The organism is Gryllotalpicola koreensis (assembly GCF_039538185.1).
Lineage (GTDB): Bacteria > Actinomycetota > Actinomycetes > Actinomycetales > Microbacteriaceae > Gryllotalpicola > Gryllotalpicola koreensis.
Window position 1 is genome coordinate 289,379 of the sequence record NZ_BAABBW010000005.1, and the last position, 16,670, is coordinate 306,048.

At 70.1% G+C, this 16,670-nt stretch carries 13 protein-coding genes; 6 read left to right on the top strand and 7 right to left on the bottom strand.

Going from position 1 to position 16,670, the window contains the following annotated elements; genetic code table 11:
• Positions 1-5: 5 nt before the first annotated feature.
• A complete protein-coding gene (locus ABD708_RS15840; RefSeq protein WP_344756195.1) occupies positions 6-1,277 on the bottom strand; it encodes a CynX/NimT family MFS transporter in 1,272 nt (423 codons plus the stop codon).
• A gap of 54 nt (positions 1,278-1,331) precedes the next feature.
• Between ABD708_RS15840 and ABD708_RS15845 the strand changes: the two genes are divergently transcribed.
• Entirely contained in the window at positions 1,332-2,150 is an 819-nt protein-coding gene (locus ABD708_RS15845; RefSeq protein WP_344756197.1) for an AraC family transcriptional regulator, read from the top strand.
• Here ABD708_RS15845 and ABD708_RS15850 read toward each other — a convergent pair.
• A complete protein-coding gene (locus ABD708_RS15850) occupies positions 2,117-3,427 on the bottom strand; it encodes an HNH endonuclease signature motif containing protein (RefSeq protein WP_344756199.1) in 1,311 nt (436 codons plus the stop codon). The genes ABD708_RS15845 and ABD708_RS15850 overlap by 34 nt on opposite strands.
• 107 nt (positions 3,428-3,534) lie before the next feature.
• On the opposite strand from ABD708_RS15850, the gene ABD708_RS15855 reads away from it, so the two are divergent.
• From ABD708_RS15855 to ABD708_RS15870, 4 genes are read left to right on the top strand one after another with little or no spacing between them, the layout of a single operon-like run.
• Positions 3,535-3,819: a type II toxin-antitoxin system Phd/YefM family antitoxin gene (locus tag ABD708_RS15855; protein ID WP_344756201.1), complete on the top strand. Its 285-nt coding sequence runs from the start codon at positions 3,535-3,537 to the stop codon at positions 3,817-3,819.
• Positions 3,816-4,088 carry a type II toxin-antitoxin system RelE family toxin gene (locus ABD708_RS15860; RefSeq protein ID WP_344756203.1) on the top strand — a complete coding sequence of 91 codons (273 nt, stop codon included), beginning with the start codon at positions 3,816-3,818 and terminating at the stop codon, positions 4,086-4,088. The genes ABD708_RS15855 and ABD708_RS15860 overlap by 4 nt, the downstream gene beginning before the upstream one ends.
• A 48-nt stretch (positions 4,089-4,136) precedes the next feature.
• Complete coding sequence (locus tag ABD708_RS15865) at positions 4,137-5,072, top strand: nitrilase-related carbon-nitrogen hydrolase (protein ID WP_344756205.1); 936 nt, start codon at positions 4,137-4,139, stop codon at positions 5,070-5,072.
• Positions 5,069-6,106 (top strand): agmatine deiminase family protein, encoded by a 1,038-nt coding sequence (locus ABD708_RS15870; RefSeq protein WP_344756207.1) that lies wholly within the window; start codon positions 5,069-5,071, stop codon positions 6,104-6,106. The genes ABD708_RS15865 and ABD708_RS15870 overlap by 4 nt, the downstream gene beginning before the upstream one ends.
• Here the strand turns inward: ABD708_RS15870 and ABD708_RS15875 are convergent.
• The 3 genes from ABD708_RS15875 to ABD708_RS15885 are packed head-to-tail and all read right to left on the bottom strand — an operon-like array spanning position 6,096 to position 11,787.
• Positions 6,096-7,691 (bottom strand): Mur ligase family protein, encoded by a 1,596-nt coding sequence (locus ABD708_RS15875; RefSeq protein WP_344756209.1) that lies wholly within the window; start codon positions 7,689-7,691, stop codon positions 6,096-6,098. The genes ABD708_RS15870 and ABD708_RS15875 overlap by 11 nt on opposite strands.
• Positions 7,692-7,713: 22 nt before the next feature.
• Positions 7,714-10,659, bottom strand: coding sequence for a UPF0182 family membrane protein (locus ABD708_RS15880; RefSeq protein WP_344756211.1), 2,946 nt, complete (start codon positions 10,657-10,659; stop codon positions 7,714-7,716).
• A gap of 9 nt (positions 10,660-10,668) precedes the next feature.
• Entirely contained in the window at positions 10,669-11,787 is a 1,119-nt protein-coding gene (locus ABD708_RS15885) for a YlbL family protein (protein WP_344756213.1), read from the bottom strand.
• 78 nt (positions 11,788-11,865) lie between these two features.
• On the opposite strand from ABD708_RS15885, the gene ABD708_RS15890 reads away from it, so the two are divergent.
• The gene (locus tag ABD708_RS15890) at positions 11,866-13,212 is read left to right on the top strand and encodes a zinc-dependent metalloprotease (protein WP_344756215.1); all 1,347 of its coding nucleotides are present in this window, start codon (positions 11,866-11,868) and stop codon (positions 13,210-13,212) included.
• Positions 13,213-14,027: 815 nt separating this feature from the next.
• Here ABD708_RS15890 and ABD708_RS15895 read toward each other — a convergent pair.
• Complete coding sequence (locus ABD708_RS15895; RefSeq protein ID WP_344756217.1) at positions 14,028-15,722, bottom strand: ATP-dependent helicase; 1,695 nt, start codon at positions 15,720-15,722, stop codon at positions 14,028-14,030.
• A complete protein-coding gene (nudC, locus tag ABD708_RS15900) occupies positions 15,719-16,654 on the bottom strand; it encodes an NAD(+) diphosphatase (protein ID WP_344756219.1) in 936 nt (311 codons plus the stop codon). Before nudC ends, ABD708_RS15895 begins: the two co-directional genes overlap by 4 nt.
• Between the last annotated feature and the right edge of the window lie 16 nt (positions 16,655-16,670).

Genomic DNA, 16,670 nt, shown 5'->3' on the forward strand with positions numbered 1-16,670 from the left:
TACGGCTACGGCCTGAGGACGTGGCGCTCGCGGCTCGCACCGGCGCCGGTGACGAACTGCGCGAGCAGCAGGACGACGAGAGCGGCGATCGGGATGCCCCAGCCGTCGGTCGCCGTGTGGAGGACGCCGAGCCCGAGCGGCCCGAACCCGGCGAAGAGGTAGCCGATGCCCTGGGCCATGGTCGACAGGTGACCGGTGTGCTGCGCGTCGGGAGCGCGCTGGACGATGTATCCGAGGGCGAGGGCGATCGCCGCCCCCTGCCCGAGACCGAGGAGTGTCATCCAGAGCCAGGGCAGTTCGCCGGTCGACGAGACGAGCATGCCGGCGAACCCGGCGATGCACAGAAGTGTGGAGACGGCGACGATGAGCCAGGTGGGACGGGCTCGGTGCATCGCGGGCACGGCGAGGGCCGCGACCACGCCCGGGAGGCTGGAGTAAGACAGCAGCACGCCGGCGGTGTGCGCCGAGGTGCCGGCGTCCTGCAGCATCGTCGGGATCCAGGTCAGGCCGCCGTAGTACGTCAGGCTCTGCAGCCCCATGAATCCGGTGACGGCCCACGCGACACGGTCCCGCAGCAGTCGCCTCAGGCTCGGCTCATCACGGAGTTCAGCGGTGCCGTCGAGCACGCGGTGGGTGTTCGGAACACGCCCGGGGCTCCGGAGCATGCGGGGAACCCAGACGAGGAACGCGATGACCGCCGGCACGGCCCAGAACCCCAGCGCGTCTCGCCACGACCCGTGGAAGCCGGCCTCGAGCGGCACGGTGAATGCGGCGGCGAGCGCGCCGCCGACGAACAGCGCGGTCGTGTAGAGGCCCATCATCAGTCCGGCACGGTGGGCGAAGTCCCGCTTGATCGCTGTCGGCATGCACACGTTTCCGACCGCGATCGCCGCCCCGACGAGCACGGTGCCGGCGAAGAGCGCGACGGGCGAGTCGATCATCCGGATGCCGATGCCGGCCGCTGCGGCGGCCATGGTGAGCCCGAGCAGGCGGTGGAGCCCGAGTCGGCTGATGAGAACGGGCGTGAGGAAGGCGAACGCGCCGAAGGCGAACACCGGGATCGTCGTCAGCAGGCTGGCCGTCGACGCGGAGACCCCGAGGCCCCGTCTGATGGAGGACAGCACCGGGCTGACAGAGGCGACGCCGATACGCAGATTGAGCGCGATCAGCAGGAGCCCGATGCCGACGTAGGCGCTGAGCAGCGCGGCGCCACGGCCGGGCCGACCGCGAGGAATCGGGCTGGAAGCTGCGTCGATCGGAACGTCGGTCTGAGTCATGATTCGATTACAGCAGCGAGCCCGATATGCAAGAAATACATAAACTGCTTCATGATGCCGGTTTCACGCCATAATCTCGACGCCGCGGACGATGAGCAATGGACAGAGGGCGCGTTCCGATTCGCTCATGCCGAGACCTCTCCCCTGCACCAGCACTCGCGCGGGCACCTCGTGCACGCCGCGACCGGAGTGCTGTCGCTGCTGACGGAGACCGGCGCGTGGATCGCGCCCGCCAATCGCTTCGCGTGGGTGCCTGCCGGGTTCCCGCACCGCCATCGCGCACACGGCCTCACCGACATGCGCATCATCTACCTCGATGACGACCTGGCCGCCGAGCTGCCTGCGGCGCCGGCGGTTCTCGTCGCCTCACCCCTCGCGCGTGAGGCGGCGCTGGCGATCACCTCGGGCAGCGGTCGCAGCCCTGAGGCGCTCGCGCATCTGCGGCAGGTGGTCGTCGATGAGGCATCCACGGCGCCTGAGCAGCCTCTGCACCTACCGGAGCCGCACGACTCGCGCCTGCGCGCAGCCGCCCGACTGGTCGAGCACGATCTCGCCACCCCCGTGTCGCTGGAGCAGCTCGCCGCCCGCACACACGTCGGCACGCGCACGCTCACCCGGCTCTTCCAGGACGAGACCGGGATGGGCTACCGGCAATGGCGGCTCCAATTGCGCGTGCACCGGGCGCTGGTGCTGCTCGCGAATGGCGCCACCGTCACCGAGGCGGCGGCCGCTTGCGGCTGGGCGAACACGAGTCAGTTCATCGAGCAGTTCACGCCCCTGGTTGGCATGACCCCAGGTCGGTACCGACGACCGGCAGAGCCCGGCACCGACCACGAACTTCAGAACGGCACCTCGTCGGGGTACTCCACGTGAGCGCGCTTCGGCCGCGGCGGCGGGTCGAGGCTGCGATCCCAGTAGCGGCGGCCACCCGGCGAGGTCCAGACCTCGGTGATGCCTGCCGAGGTCTCGCGGGTCGAGACCTGCCAGCGGGTGACGTGCTTGATGGTGTGGTCCTTCGGACAGCGGGGCGTGAGATTGTCGGCGTTGGTCTCGCCGCCCTTGGCGAAGTCGACACGATGGTCGAGATCGCAGTCGTTCCCGGCGCGCACGCACCCGGGGGTTGCGCAGATCTCGTCGCGGGCGATCACGAAGCGCTTCAGATCGGCGCTCGGCACGTACTTCTTCCGGCCGACGCCGAGCACGGCGCCATCAACCGGGTCGGTGAAGATGCGCGTGAGCGACGGTGAGCGGCCAACGAGCTCGCGCGCGCGCTTCTCGGGGATGGGAACAATGCCGTCGATGCTCGCCGGACGCACCTCGTCGGGACAGCCCGCGAGGTTCAGCAGCGGAACGTAGAGGCTCACGACCGGCCGCACCTCGCTCGGCTCGCCCTTCCCGATCAGGATGTCCGCCGCCACGTCGGCGCGCTTCTGGTCGGCGCTGCGCCGCTCCGCCTTGGGGAGGTGCGAGTCGTCGAGCGTCGCCGCGATCGCGGTGATGCGCTTCTTCGCCATCAGGGCCTCGTCGGCGTGCAGGTACGCCGTGAAGTACGCCATACCCGTGCCCTCTTCGACATCGACCCAGACGCGCCGCGCCTTCGCCGCCTCGGCGTGCACCACCTCGATCGGCCTCTCGGTCAAACGGTCGGCGAGCCGCGCGGCCTTGCGGCGCAGCTGCTTCACGTTCACCGTCTGGGCCGCCGTCGCCATCGTGTCGTCGAAGAACAGCTGGATCTCTTCGTCGACGGGCAGGCGGCGGAAGTGTATGAGGATGACGCGCGCCTTCTGGCCGGTGATCGTTCCCTCGCCGAATGCCGACCACGTGGCGGGCAGCAGGTTCCGCAGCGTGCGCCCCTCGTCGAGCATCGTGTGCACCTGGTCCTGGCTGAGCCCGAGCTCGAGCGAGAGGCCGAGCACAGCGGAGCGGGCCGCATAGTCGGCATCCGTCGCCCTCGGATCGGCCGGCGCCAACTCGATCTCAGGGTGCGCGACCGCGTTGGCGACCGCTCGCACGACGACGTCGATGAGCCCCGCCTCGGCGCGCGCTTGCGCGGTCTGCAGCTGGCGCGCCTCGTCGAGCAGCCGCTCGCGGGCTCGCTCAGCGGCACTCGCAGCACCGTCTGACGCGCCGATGTCGGTGGGGTGGTTCATGATTCCAGTCAAGCAGGGACCACTGACATTGAAGGCTGTACATCCAGAACTTTGTCCACTGGTGAGACGACGCCGAACTGATCGCGACGAACGCTAGAATTCTGTACATGACGACGCTTTCGGTGGCGGATGCCCGCGCGAATCTCTCGAAGCTCATCGAGTCGGCGGTGACCACGCACGAGCGGTTCGAGGTCACCCGCAACGGCTCCAGGGCAGCGGTGCTCCTCAGCGCCGATGACTACGACTCCCTGGTGGAGACCGTCGACATCCTGAGCCATCCGGACGAGATCGAAGCGATTCGCGAAGGCCTCGCCGACCTCGCGCTCGGGCAGGTGTCCACTGCCGACGAGGTGCGCGCCGCGATGGCCGCCCGTGGCAGGCTCCCGGCGTGAGCGCACCTTACGAGGTCGTTTTCACCCATGCCGCTCGCCGCGCACTCGAACAGGACCTGCCCGAGAAGATCGCCGCCGCAGCGTTCGAGTTCATCATGGGCGCCCTTCGCGAGAATCCCCGCCGGCTCGGCAAGCCGTTACGTGAGCCGCTGGCGCCTCTGTACTCGGCTCGCCGAGGCGAGTACCGCATCCTTTACCACATCATCGACGAACGCCTCATCATCGAAATCGTCTCGATCACCCACCGCCGCGACGCTTACCACCATTGACGGGCCGCGGAAACGCGCGCGACACGGGTGCTCTGACACAATCGGCGCATGCGCGTCATCACCGCCGAACCTCAAGCGCCCTATCTCAAGACCGACGACAGCCCGCGGCGCACCGCGCGGGTCGCGCTCGTGCAGCACCACTGGCTGCCCGACGCCGCAGAGCTCCGAGCCCAGTTCGAGGAGGGCATCGCGCTCGCCGCCGCAGCGGGCGCGCAAGCGGTCTTCCTGCCCGAGCTGACGCTCTCGAAGTACCCGGCCGACGTGCGCGCGGAGGGGAACGTGAAGGAGACGGCTGAGCCGCTCGAGACGGGGCCGACCTTCGCCTTCGCGGCCGAGCAGGCGACGAAGCACGGCATCGTGGTGCACGCGAGCCTCTACGAGCGTCCCGCGGACGATGACGACCCCGACGACCCCCGCGGCTACAACACCGCGATCGTCGTGAGCCCGGAAGGCGAGCTGATCGGCCGCACGCGCAAGACGCACATCCCCGTGACCGCGGGCTACTACGAGGACACCTACTTCCGGCCGGGGCCTGCCCAGAACCCCTACCCCGTGTACGAGATCGCCCAGCTCGGCGGCGCGAAGCTCGGCCTGCCGACCTGCTGGGACGAGTGGTTCCCCGAGGTCAGCCGCAGCTACGGGCTCGCCGGCGCCGACATCCTCGCCTACCCGACCGCGATCGGCTCAGAGCCCGACTTCCCCGACTTCGACACCGCCCCGCTGTGGCAGAAGGTGATCGTCGCGAACGGCATCACGAGCGGCCTCTACATGGTCGTTCCGAACCGCTGGGGCGACGAGGGCACCCTGACGTTCTATGGCACGAGCTTCATCTCCGACCCCTACGGCCGCGTGCTCGTCGAGGCGCCGCGCGACGAATCCGTCGTGCTCGTCGCCGACCTCGACCTCACCAGCCGCGGCGAGTGGCTCGAGCTGTTCCCGTTCTTCACCACGCGCCGCCCCGACACGTATGCCGGTCTCGCATGAACTCCTCCGGAACCGTGAGCTGGCCGGCCGAGACCGAGCCGCACGAACGCCTGTGGCTCGCCTTCCCGACGGGCGGCTACACGCTCGGCGAGACGGATGCCGATGCGCACGAAGCCCGGCGGATGTGGGCCGACGTCGCCGCAGCCGCGGCCGACTTCGAACCGGTGACGGTCGTCGTCGACCCGAGCCAGGTCGAGGTCGCGAGCACGTATCTGCGCGACGACATCGAGACCGTCGTCGCGCCGCTCGACGACGCCTGGATGCGCGACATGGGCCCGACCTGGGTGCGCGCCGACTCGGGCGGCCTGAACGCCGTCGACTGGGTGTTCAACGGCTGGGGCGCGCCCGCCTGGGCGACCTGGGGCAAGGACTCGCTCATCGCCCAGACCGTCGCCGCGACGGCCGGCACCCCGGTCATGACGTCGTTGCTCGTCAACGAGGGCGGCGCGATCCATGGCGACGGGCAGGGCACGGTGCTGGTGACCGAGACGGTGCAGCTCGATAAGGGCAGGAATCCGTATGCCACCAAGGCCCGCGTCGAAGCCGAGCTGGCGCGCACGCTCGGGGCGCGCAAGGTGATCTGGCTGCCGCGCGGGCTCACCCGCGACTACGAGGAGTTCGGCACCCGCGGCCACGTCGACATGGTCGCGACCATCCCGAGCCCGGGCACTCTGCTGCTGCACGCGCAGCCCGATTCTCGGCATCCCGATCACCTCGTGATGCGGGAGCTCAAAGAATTCCTGGAGGAGCAGACGGATGCCTCAGGCCGGCGCTTCGAGATCGTCGAGCTGCCCGCGCCGAGCGTGCTGACCGATGATGAGGGCCCCGTCGACTACAACTACGTCAACCACGTGGTGGTCAACGGCGGAGTGATCGCCTGCGCCTTCGGCGATGCGGAGGCCGACGACCGGGCGGCGGGCATCCTCGCGGACGCCTACCCGGGCCGCCGCGTGGTGTCGCTCGACGCCAGGCCACTGTTCGCGCGCGGCGGCGGCATCCACTGCATCACCCAGCAGCAGCCCGCTACTCGGTAGGCAGGCCCCAGCCCGACTCGATGAGCGCCGCGGTCGCCATGCCGCGCGGATCGTACGGATGCCGCACGCCCTGGATCTCGCGGTGGGTCTGGTGGCCCGGACCGAACCAGAGCAGGGCGTCGTCCTCCCCCAGCATGCCGACGGCGACCTTGATCGCCTCCTCGGGCGGGAAGATCTCGCGGATGTCTCCATCTGGTCGCGCCTCGCGCGCCCCCTTGAGCAGCCCGGCGCGGATCACCGCGGCGTCCTCCCACCGGGGGTGGTGGTCGGTGACGATCGTCGCGTCGCTGTTGAGCGCCGCGGCCGCGCCCATGGCGGGGCGCTTCGTGGTGTCGCGCGAGCCGTCGGCGCCGATCATCGTGATGAGGCGGCCCTTCGTCACCTTGCGCACCTCCTTGGTCGTGCGCTCGAAGCCGTCGGGCGTGTGGCCGAAGTCGAGGTAGACGATCGGGCCGCGGCCGGTCGTGACGACCTCGGTGCGACCGGGCAGCACGGTCTGGATGCCGCCGTCGCGATCGAGGGCGGCGACGATGTCGCCCCACGCGTAGCCCGCCTCGAGCAGCATCACGATCGCGATGCCGGTGTTCGCGACCATGTGCGCGCCGATGACGGGCGTGACGCTGGTCACGACGTGCGAACCGTCGGCCGAGCGCAGCGTGAACGCCGTGTGCACGTCTGCGGTGCTCTCGCCCGCCTCGACGATCCAGTCGGCGGTGGCGGCGAGCGCCTGGTCCTCGGCGATCTGCGGCGCGACGATGGTCACGACGGGCACGCCGTCGCCCCGGGCGGTGTCGGCGACGACGGCGCCGGCCGGCGTGTCGAGCGAGACCACCGCGCGCTTGGCGCGGTCCGCGCGGAACATGGGCAGCTTCCCCTGCAGGTACTCGTCCATGTCCGCGAAGTCGTCCATGTGGTCGTACTGCAGGTTCGTGAACCCGGCGACGTCGAACCTGAAGCCGTCGACGCGGTGCCGCACGATGCCCTGCACGCTCACCTCGAGCGCGAACGCCTCGACGCCGCGCTCGACCATGAGCGCGAGCAGGGCGTGCAGCTCGCTCGATTCGGGCGTGGTGAGACGGGCGGTGATGGATTCCCCCGCGATGTGCCGCTGCGCCGACGATGACATGCCGGAGACCACGCCGAGCTGCGTCAGCAGCGCGTCCTGCAGGTGCACGACCGAGGTCTTGCCGTTGGTGCCCGTGACGCCGAGGATCTTGAGCGCCGGGTCGGCGGTGCCGTAGACCCACGCCGAGTAGTCGGCGAGATGGCCGCGCGGGTCGTCGGTCACCAGCACCGGGACGGAGAGACCCGCCTCGCGCACGAGGCGCAGGCCGTCGGAATCCGTCACGATCGCGACCGCGCCCTTGTCGACCGCGTCGGGCGCGAAGGACGCGCCGTGTGCGCGCACCCCGTGGATGCCGACGAAGATCTCACCCGGGCGCAGATCGGCCGTCGCGAGCGTGATGCCGGTGGTCTGCAGCCCGTCGAGCGAACCGTCGACCTCGAGGCCGAAGTGCTCTGCGAACTCCGTCAGGGACCGGGGCGTCGGGTGCTCTGGGCGAAGGACGGGAGGAACGCTCTGCATTCGGGAAGTCTACCGGCGGGGGCTAGTTGCCCTCGGCATCCGCCGCCCTCTGCAGCGCGTCCTGCAGGCGCTGCTGCGCCTCGCCGTACGCCGTCCAGTCGCCGCTCTTCAAGGCGTCCTGCGCATCGCTGTACGCGCTCTGCGCGTCCGCGATCGCCTGCTGCAGCGCCGCGCTGTTGCCCGACTTCCCGGTCGGCGCCGGCGTCGGAGTCGCCGTGGGCGCAGGGGTCGAGCCGCCCGAGCCGCCGCCCGTCGACGGGGTCGTGGGATTGATGTTCTGATCGGGCGTCGAGGTGCCGGAATCGCCGCTGAACAGCTGGTCGAGCGCCTTGTCGAGCGTCGGCTGCATGACGACCTTCGTGCCGAACGACACGATGACCTCCTGCAGCAGCGGGTAGCTCGTCGAGCCCGTCGACTTCACGTACACCGGCTCGACGTAGAGCATGCCGCCGCCCACCGGAATGGTCAGCAGGTTGCCGTACTGCACCTGCGTCGAGCCGCCGACGATGCGCAGCTGGTTGAGCTGCTGCGAGACCCCCGGATCGGACTCGGCCGTCGCCTGCACCTGCCCCGGCCCCCAGACATTGTCGTCGGAGGGGATCGTGAGCAGGGTCAGCTTCCCGTAGTCCTTCGAGACCTTCCCCTTGACGTCGCCCGCATCCGAGCCGACGGCGAGATACCCCTTGAGGATGCTTCTGCTGGCGCTCGAGCTCGAGGCCGGGATGTACGTCGAATAGAGCGTGTAGGCCGCCTTCGACTGCTTCGGCAGCTTCATCGTCAGGTAGTACGGCGGCTGCACCGTCGTGCCGTCCTTCGAGGGGTCGGGCGGCGACTTCCAGACGTCCTCGTTCGAGAAGAACGCCCCGGAGTCGGTGACGTGGTACGAGGCGAGAATCTGGCGCTGCACCTTGAACAGGTCCTCGGGGTAGCGCACGTGGCTCATCAGCTCGGCGCTCATGTCGGAGACCGGCTTGATGTCGAGCGGCAGGATCTTCTGCCACGTCTTGAGCACCGGGTCGCTGGCATCCCACGCGTACAGCGTGACCTTGCCCGTGTACGCGTCGACCGTCGCCTTCACCGAGTTGCGGATGTAGTTGATGTTGTCCATCGGGAACGGCTGGCGCTCGTTCTGCGAGTCGGCGATCGCGCCCGACAGCGACTGCTTCATCGAGTACGGGTACTGGTCGCTCGTGGTGTAGCCGTCGATGATCCATTCGATGTGCCCGTCGACGATCGAGGGGTACGGATTCGAGTCGAGGGTCAGGAACGGTGCTACCGCCTGCACGCGCTTCACCGGGTCGCGGTTGTAGAGGATCTGCGAATCGGGGTTCACCTGGTTCGAGAGCACGATCTGCTCGTCCTGGAACTTCAGGGCGTACAGCAGCCGCACGAAGATGTTCGAGAGCTTCGGTCCGCCGTTGCCGCTGTAGGTGTTGTAGGTCGCCTGCTGGCCGTTGTCGCCGCCCGGGTAGTCGAGCTCGACCGCCTTTCCGCCCTTCGGCGCGCCCACGATCGAGTAGTTGGGAGAGTCCTCGCCGAAGTAGACACGCGGCTGGTACTTCCCGAGATCGCCCGTGGTCGGGATGTCGGATTCGACGAACGTCGGACCGCCGTCGTCCTGCCGCTGGTTGCCCGCCGCCGCGACGAGGCCGTAGCCGTGCGTGTAGACGAAGGTGTCGTTGTACCAGTTCTGCGTCGACGAGCCGAGGCCGCTCTGGTCGAGCTCGCGCACCGACACCACCGTGTCCTGCGTCTTCCCGTTGACGTCGTAGCGGTCGACGTCGAGATCGTCCTGGAACTTGTAGTACTGGCGGAACTGCTGCAACTGGCTGAACGCCGGGCTGACGACGGTCGGGTCGAGCAGACGGATGCTGGCCGTCGTGTCGGCGTCTTGGCGCAGCGCGCCGGCCGGAGTGTCAGAGGTCGCCTGATACTGCTCGGTCTTCACCCCCGCGACGTCGTACGCCTGCCTGGTCGCCTCGATCGCCTTCGACACATACGCCGTCTCCTTCGGCTTCTCGCTCGGGTCGACGGTGAACTTCTGCACACCCCACGGGTACAGGGTGCCGATCACGATCGCGCTCACGATGAGCAGCGCGAGGCCGACGAGCGGGTAGCGCCAGCGCCCGGTCACCGCGGTGAGCACGAACACGAGGCCGACGATGACGGCGATGCCCGCCAGGATCGTGCGCGCCGGGATGGTCGCATGCACGTCGGTGTAGGCGGCGCCGTTGATCTGGTCCTTGACGTTGGAGTCGGTGAGGGTGTCGAAGCGGTCGAGCCAGATGCTGAGCGCCTGCACCACCATGTACACCGCGCCGATGACGGCGATCTGCACGCGCGCCGAGCGCGAGATGCGCACCTCGCGGCCGCTCACCCGGATCGAGCCGTAGAGGTAGGCGGTCGCGATCGTCGCGAGGAACGCGATGATCAGCACGGCCAACGCGAAGCTCACCGCCGAGTGGTAGAAGGGCAGCTGGAAGATATAGAACGCGTCGTCGATGTGGAACTGCGGATCGGTCTGCCCGAAGGGCGTCGAGTGCATCCACTCGGCGGCGAGCTGCCAGCGGCTCGAACTCGCGATGCCGGCGAACAGGCCGAAGACGATCGGGACGCCCCACATCGCGAGGCGCCGCAGCGGCTCGACGACCTGCTGATAGCGGTCGAGCTGGGTGTTGAGCTTCGCATAGACCGGCCGCAAGCGGTACGCCAGCTGGATCGCCAGCCAGAGCGGGAAGCCCATGCCGAGGAACCCCACCGCGAACATGCCGAGCCCCCACCACCACTGCGTGGTGAGCACCCCGAGGTAGCCGAGCTGCTGGAACCAGAGCACGTCGGTGTAGAGGCTCGCGAAGATGAAGAACGCGATGATGAGCACCACGACCACACCGATGGTGATCCAGACGGCCGCACGCCTGCGACGATCGACAGGGGGCCGAACGGGACCGGAGGCAGCGGCGGAGCTCACCTTTCCAGCCTAACTGTGGCAGCTTGCGAGCTTGCTGGTGTCGCCCCCGTCAGAGACGGTTTTCAGCACGTTCAGGGAGTCCGTCAAGGTGCTCACCGCGAACACGTGCAGCCCGGCGGGGATGTGGCCGACGACCTCGTCGCAGTTCGACTTCGGCGCGAGGAACACGGTCGCCCCCGCGGCGCGCGCACCGAACATCTTCTGCCTGATGCCGCCGATCGCCCCGACGTTGCCCTGCGCATCGATCGTGCCCGTTCCGGCGACCCGCTTGCCGCCGTTCAGGTACCCCGGCGTGAGCTTGTCGTAGATGCCGAGCGCGAACATCATGCCGGCGCTCGGGCCCCCGATGTTCGCGAGCTGGAAGTCGACCGTCACGGGCAGGGTGCCGTACTGCTGGCCCGCGACAACGCCGAGGATGAACGAGCCGTCCGACTTCTCCGGTGTGATCGTCACGTCCTGCTTCTCGCCGCCGCGCTCGATCGCAAGCGTCACGGGGCCGCCCTTCTGCGCCTGCACCGCATCGCGCAGATCCTGAACGGATGCCAGCGCCGTGCCGTCCGCCGAGTCGATGCGGTCGCCCGCCTTGAGCTTCCCGTAGGCCGGCGACTTCTTCTCGACACTCGCGACGACGACGTGCTGCGGGACGTCGTAGCCGAGCGCGACGAGCGCCGCCGCCGTGGCATCCTGCTGCGAGCTCGACATCAGCTGCGCGTTCTGCTGGTTCGCCTGCTCGCCGGTCTGCCCGCGCGGGAACTCGGCCTCGACAGGCACGACCGACTTCGAGCGCTGGAACCACGCGGTCACGACCTGGAACCAGTTCGGCAGCTGCTGCGGATTGCCGACGACGTTGACCGTGAGCAGGTCGAGGGAGCCGCTCGTCGGGTAGGTCTTCCGGTCGCGCACCGTGAGCACGGGCTTCGCGTCGGCCTGCTTCGGCTGCCCGACGGCGGTGTCGACGCCGAGCGTGTTGAACACGGGCCCCGGCTGCTCGATGACGTACGGGCTGGGCGCGAAGCCGAGGATCAGGATCGCGGCGACGGATGCCGCCAGCAGCACGTATCCCACGCGCTTCGCGCGCGGCATCCGTTCGCGCACAGCGTTCTCAGGCTCCTCGGAGTACAAGGTCATCGCGATTCTTTCCGGGTTAGCGTGGACGGGCGCGCCTGAATAGTACCCGGGCGCCTGATGAGTGAAGGGTTGCACGCAATGTCGGACGAGGACGACCGGTCTCCTGAGGACGCCCTGCGCGACATGCTGCGCGACATGCTCGCGGGCAACGCAGAGCTCGACCCGCAAAGGCTCGCCGGAGCGGCCGGGCTGCCGAGCGACCCGGCGAGCATCCAGCAGCTGATCACCCAGCTGCAGGGGGCTCTGCGCGGGAATCCGGATGGGTCGATCAATTGGGACCTCGCCCTGCAGCAGGGGCGGCAGCTGGCCATGTCGGGGTCGGTGGAGGCCCCGCCCGGGCAGGTCTCGGCGCTCCAGCAGGCGTTCCACGTCGCCGAGCTGTGGCTCGATGAGGCAACGGGCGTCGGTGCGCTCACGCAGACGCCCGCCCTGCTCTCGCGCGGCGAGTGGGTGAAACGCACCATGCCGCTGTGGACTCAGCTCGCCGAGCCGGTCGCGAACTCGATCGCCGACTCGCTCACCAAGGTCATGCAGGAGCAGGCGCCCGAAGAGCTGCAGGGCATGCTCGCGAACGCCGGCCAGATGGTGCGGGCGGTGGGCGGCACCCTGTTCGCGATGCAGCTCGGCCAGGTGGTCGGGCAGCTGTCGACCGAGGTGGTCTCGGGCGGCGACATCGGCATCCCGCTGCTCGAGGACGGCCAGGCGGCGCTGCTGCCGCAGAACGTCGCCGTGTTCGGCGAGGGTCTGGACATCGGGGACGACCAGGTCGGCCTCTATCTCGCGGTTCGCGAGCTCGCGCACGCGCGCCTGTTCCGGCACGCGAAGTGGCTCAGGCTGCAGGTGATCACCGCGATCACCGAGTTCGCGCGGGGCATCCGTATCGACACCGAGCGGCTCGAAGACGTGGCCTCGTCGTTCGACCCGGCCAACCCTGAGGAGCTGCGCGAGGTGCTCGCCTCGGGCGCGCTGATCCCGCCGAAGACCGAGGCGCAGGAGGCCGCGCTCGCGCGCCTCGAGACGCAGCTCGCGCTCATCGAGGGCTGGGTCGACGTGGTCACGGCCGCGGCGACGTCACGGCTGCCCAAGGCCGACGCGGTCGCCGAGACCGTGCGGCGGCGGCGGGCGGCCGGAGGGCCGGCTGAGTCCGCCTTCGCCACGCTGGTCGGTCTGGAACTGCGCCCGCGCCGGCTGCGCGAGGCCGCCGCGATGTGGCAGCAGGTGACGGATGCCGTGGGTGCCGCCAAACGCGACGAGCTGTGGTCGCACCCCGATCTGCAGCCCGAGGCCGCCGACATCGACGACCCGCAGCGCCTGATCGCGAAGCTCAACGGCACCGCCCCCGCCGACCCCGAGCTGGACGCCCTCGATCGGGCCCTCGAGGACCTGTTGAACGACGACTCCGGGGATCGGCCGACGGAGGAGTAGCCCCGCGGGGCTGTGGACAGTTCGCGCGCGGCACCCGGGATTCGGCGATGCTTGCTGCGTGATCCTCCGACTCGACCCCGCCGTCCCGGTGGTGTGGCGCTCGCCCACCGCGGTGCAGCTCGGCGTCGATCCGGTGGTGTGCGTCTTCGACGGGGTGAGCTACGCCACCGAGCGGCTGCTGGCGGCGCTCGCGGTCGGGGTTCCGGAGGAGGGGCTCGAGGTCGTCGCCGAGGCCGCCGACGTCGGGCCGGACTACGCCGCCGCGCTGCTCGACGCGGTCCGGCCCGCGCTGCTCGACGAGACCGCCGTGCGCCCGGCGACGCCGCGCGGGCCCGAGGGGCTGCGCATCGCGGTCGACGGCAGCGGCCCGGCAGCGCGGCAGCTGGCCGAGGTGCTGGCCGGGCTCGGCGTGCGGCTCGTCGACGCGCTGCCCGCGCTCGGCGACGAGACGGATGCCGCGGTGCTGCTCGGCTCGCACGCGATCTCGCCCAGTCGGCACGGCGCCTGGCTGCGGCGCGATGCGCCGCACCTCGGCGTGGTCTTCGGCGAGCGCGGCGCCCGCATCGGGCCGTTCGTCGAGCCGGGCGCCGGCCCGTGCCTCGCCTGCCTCGATCTCGAGCGCTCCGACGAGGACGACGCGTGGCCGGTGATCGCCGCGCAGCTCATGGCGAAGCGCTCCCGCGTCGAGGGCGGGCGCTTCGCGGCATCCGTCGTCCTCCGGGTCGTCGACGAGCTGCTCGCGCACCTGCTCGACGGCTCACGCGAGTTGGTCGACCAGTCGATCGAGCTGCGGCCGGACGGCAGCGAGACGCGGCTCAGGCACGCGCCGCACGCTCGATGCGGCTGCCGAGCTCTGCCAGGAACCGCGACGACTGACGTGCTGACGCTCGACCGGTTCCGGTCTCGGCCCAGCTCAGCCGCAGCCGCCGCCGCGCCCGCGTGATGCCGACGTAGAGCAGGCGGCGCTCCTCGTCGACCTGGTCGAAGGTGGTCGCATACGAGATCGGCACGAGCCCTTCGGAGAGGCCGACGAGGTGCACTTCGTCCCACTCGAGGCCCTTGGCGCTGTGCAGGGTCGCGAGCGTGACCGCACGCACCGTCGGCTCGTGCTGCCCGGCCTGCCGCTCCAGCAGCTCGTCGGTGAAGCGGCGGAAGCTCGTGCCGGGCGCGGCCTGGTCGGCGAGCGTCATCAGCGCGTTGAGGCTCTCCCAGCGGTCGCGCACGGCGCCCGCGCCCTCTGGCGGGTTCTGGCTCCAGCCGAGGGAGCGCAGCACGTCGGAGACCGACTTGAAGAGCGGCTCGCCGCTCACCGTGACGGAGGCCGCGCGCAGCGAGAGCACCGCCTGCTTCACCTCGGGCAGGTCGAAGAACCGCTTCGCGCCGTGGACGCGGTACGGCACCCCGGCCTGGGTGAGCGCCGCCTCGAGCGCGGCCGCCTGCACGTTCACGCGGTAGAGCACCGCGATCGACTCCGGCGGCGTGCCCGCGGCGATCGAGGCGGCGACGGATGCCGCGACCGCGGCCGCCTCTGCGGAATCCGACGGGTAGCTCGCGAGCGTGGGCGTCGGCCCGGGATCGTCACTCGCGGCGTGCAGCTTGAGCGCCCCCTGCCTGCCGCGCATCAGCTCGTTCGCGGCCGCGACGACCGGGGCGGCCGAGCGGTAGTTCTGCTCGAGGCGCACCACCGTCGCATCCTCCCAGCGGCGTTCGAAGCCGAGCAGGAACGCACTCGAGGCGCCCGCGAAGGAGTAGATGGTCTGGCTCGCGTCGCCGACCACGCACAGCTCGCGGCGGTCGCCCAGCCACAGCTCGAGCAGCTGCTGCTGCAGCGGCGAGACGTCCTGGTATTCGTCGACGACGAAGAAGCGGTACTGCTCGCGCACCTGCATCGCGACCTGCGGCTCGGACTCGATCATGCCCGCGGTGACGAGCAGCACGTCCTCGAAGTCGATCTGCTTGCGCTCGTCCTTCAGGGTCTCGTAGGCCGCCATGAGATCGGCGAGCTGTTCGGCCGTGAGCCTGCCCGGGGTCGGGCGGGCGGCGCGGGCATATGCGTCGATACTCATGCCGCTCACCTTGCGGAACTCGATCTCGGCGGCCGCGTCGCGCAGCGTCGGCGTGTCGAGGCGCAGCTTCAGCAGCTGCGCCGCTTGCCCGAGAGTGCGCGCCTTGCCGGGCATGAGCTCAGGCATCCGCCCGCCCGCGACGAGCGGCCAGAAGTGGTTCAGCTGCGCGAGAGCCGCCGCGTGGAAGGTGCGCGCCTGCACCCCGCCCGCGCCGAGCTGCCGCAGCCGACCGCGCAGCTCAGCGGCCGCGCGGTTGGTGAAGGTGAGCGCCATGACGCGGTTCGGGGCGTACGCCCCGGTCGCGACGCCGTAGGCGATGCGATGCGTGATCGCGCGGGTCTTGCCGGTGCCCGCGCCCGCGAGAATGCACACCGGCCCGAGCAGCGCCTCTGCCGCGACCCGCTGCTCGGCATCGAGGCCGGCGAGAAGGTCGTCGGGGGTCATGCCGTCGTCTGGCGCGGGCGCGGCGGCTCGTCCAAGGGTCCGCCGTACCAGTCGGTGATGATCGCGTGGGCGATGGAGAGCGACATCGGCAGCTTGAGGTCGTCGCGCTCGGCCCACAGCTCGTCGCGGCTGAACCAGCGCACCGCGAGGATCTCCTGCCCGTCGGGGCGGGTGGGCACCTCGCCCTGCGCGACAGCGCGGGCCTCGAAGCCGATCATGACGGATGCCGGGAAGGGCCACGGCTGCGAGCCGAGGTACCTCGGCGAGGTGCACACGACGCCCGCTTCCTCGTGGACCTCGCGCAGCACGGCAGCCTCGAAGGACTCCCCCGGCTCGACGAAGCCCGCGAGGATCGACCAGCGGTTGTTCTCCCACATGGCGTTGCTGCCGAGCAGGATGCGGTCGGTGTCGTCGAGCACCCGCACGATGATCGCCGGGTCGGTGCGCGGGAAGACCTCTTTGCCGTCCACGAAGCAGCGCCGCACCCAGCCGCCCTGCTCGACCACGGTCGGGGTGCCGCAGCGCGGGCAGTGCGTGTGCGACTCGTGCCAGTTGGCGATCGCGACGGCCTCGGTGAACAGCGCGTAGTCGGTCTCGCCGAAGGTGGCGCCCGCCTCGCGCAGGCTCACCCAGCGGGACTCGTCGGGCTCGAGCTCCGCCGCCGCGGCATCCGTCAGCGTCACCGCGATGACCGGCACGTCGCCGACGACTGTGCGGCCCAGGTAGACGCGGATGAGCGCAGTGGTCTGACGGTCGGGAGAGATGAGATCGAGGGCGGCATCACGGGCCAGCGTGCGGCCCCGCCAGAGGGCGAGGAGCCGGGTGGCGGGGTCTTGCAGCAGCTCGTCGAAGAGCTCGGGGCGCGTGCGCCGCTCAGCGTCGCGATCGACGACGGGCCCTGTGACCGGCTCGAGCGCCGTGCGACGTGTCATCCGTGTCCCTTCGAGC

Excerpts from the sequence above, each read along its gene's own strand:
- ABD708_RS15840 (WP_344756195.1), bottom strand. The coding sequence starts at position 1,277 with ATGACTCAGACCGACGTTCCGATCGACGCAGCTTCCAGCCCGATTCCT.
- ABD708_RS15865 (WP_344756205.1), top strand. The coding sequence starts at position 4,137 with ATGCGCGTCATCACCGCCGAACCTCAAGCGCCCTATCTCAAGACCGAC.
- ABD708_RS15890 (WP_344756215.1), top strand. The coding sequence starts at position 11,866 with ATGTCGGACGAGGACGACCGGTCTCCTGAGGACGCCCTGCGCGACATG.
- ABD708_RS15895 (WP_344756217.1), bottom strand. The coding sequence starts at position 15,722 with ATGACCCCCGACGACCTTCTCGCCGGCCTCGATGCCGAGCAGCGGGTC.
- ABD708_RS15885 (WP_344756213.1), bottom strand. The coding sequence starts at position 11,787 with ATGACCTTGTACTCCGAGGAGCCTGAGAACGCTGTGCGCGAACGGATG.
- ABD708_RS15845 (WP_344756197.1), top strand. The coding sequence starts at position 1,332 with ATGCCGGTTTCACGCCATAATCTCGACGCCGCGGACGATGAGCAATGG.
- nudC (WP_344756219.1), bottom strand. The coding sequence starts at position 16,654 with ATGACACGTCGCACGGCGCTCGAGCCGGTCACAGGGCCCGTCGTCGAT.
- ABD708_RS15850 (WP_344756199.1), bottom strand. The coding sequence starts at position 3,427 with ATGAACCACCCCACCGACATCGGCGCGTCAGACGGTGCTGCGAGTGCC.
- ABD708_RS15875 (WP_344756209.1), bottom strand. The coding sequence starts at position 7,691 with ATGCAGAGCGTTCCTCCCGTCCTTCGCCCAGAGCACCCGACGCCCCGG.
- ABD708_RS15855 (WP_344756201.1), top strand. The coding sequence starts at position 3,535 with ATGACGACGCTTTCGGTGGCGGATGCCCGCGCGAATCTCTCGAAGCTC.
- ABD708_RS15870 (WP_344756207.1), top strand. The coding sequence starts at position 5,069 with ATGAACTCCTCCGGAACCGTGAGCTGGCCGGCCGAGACCGAGCCGCAC.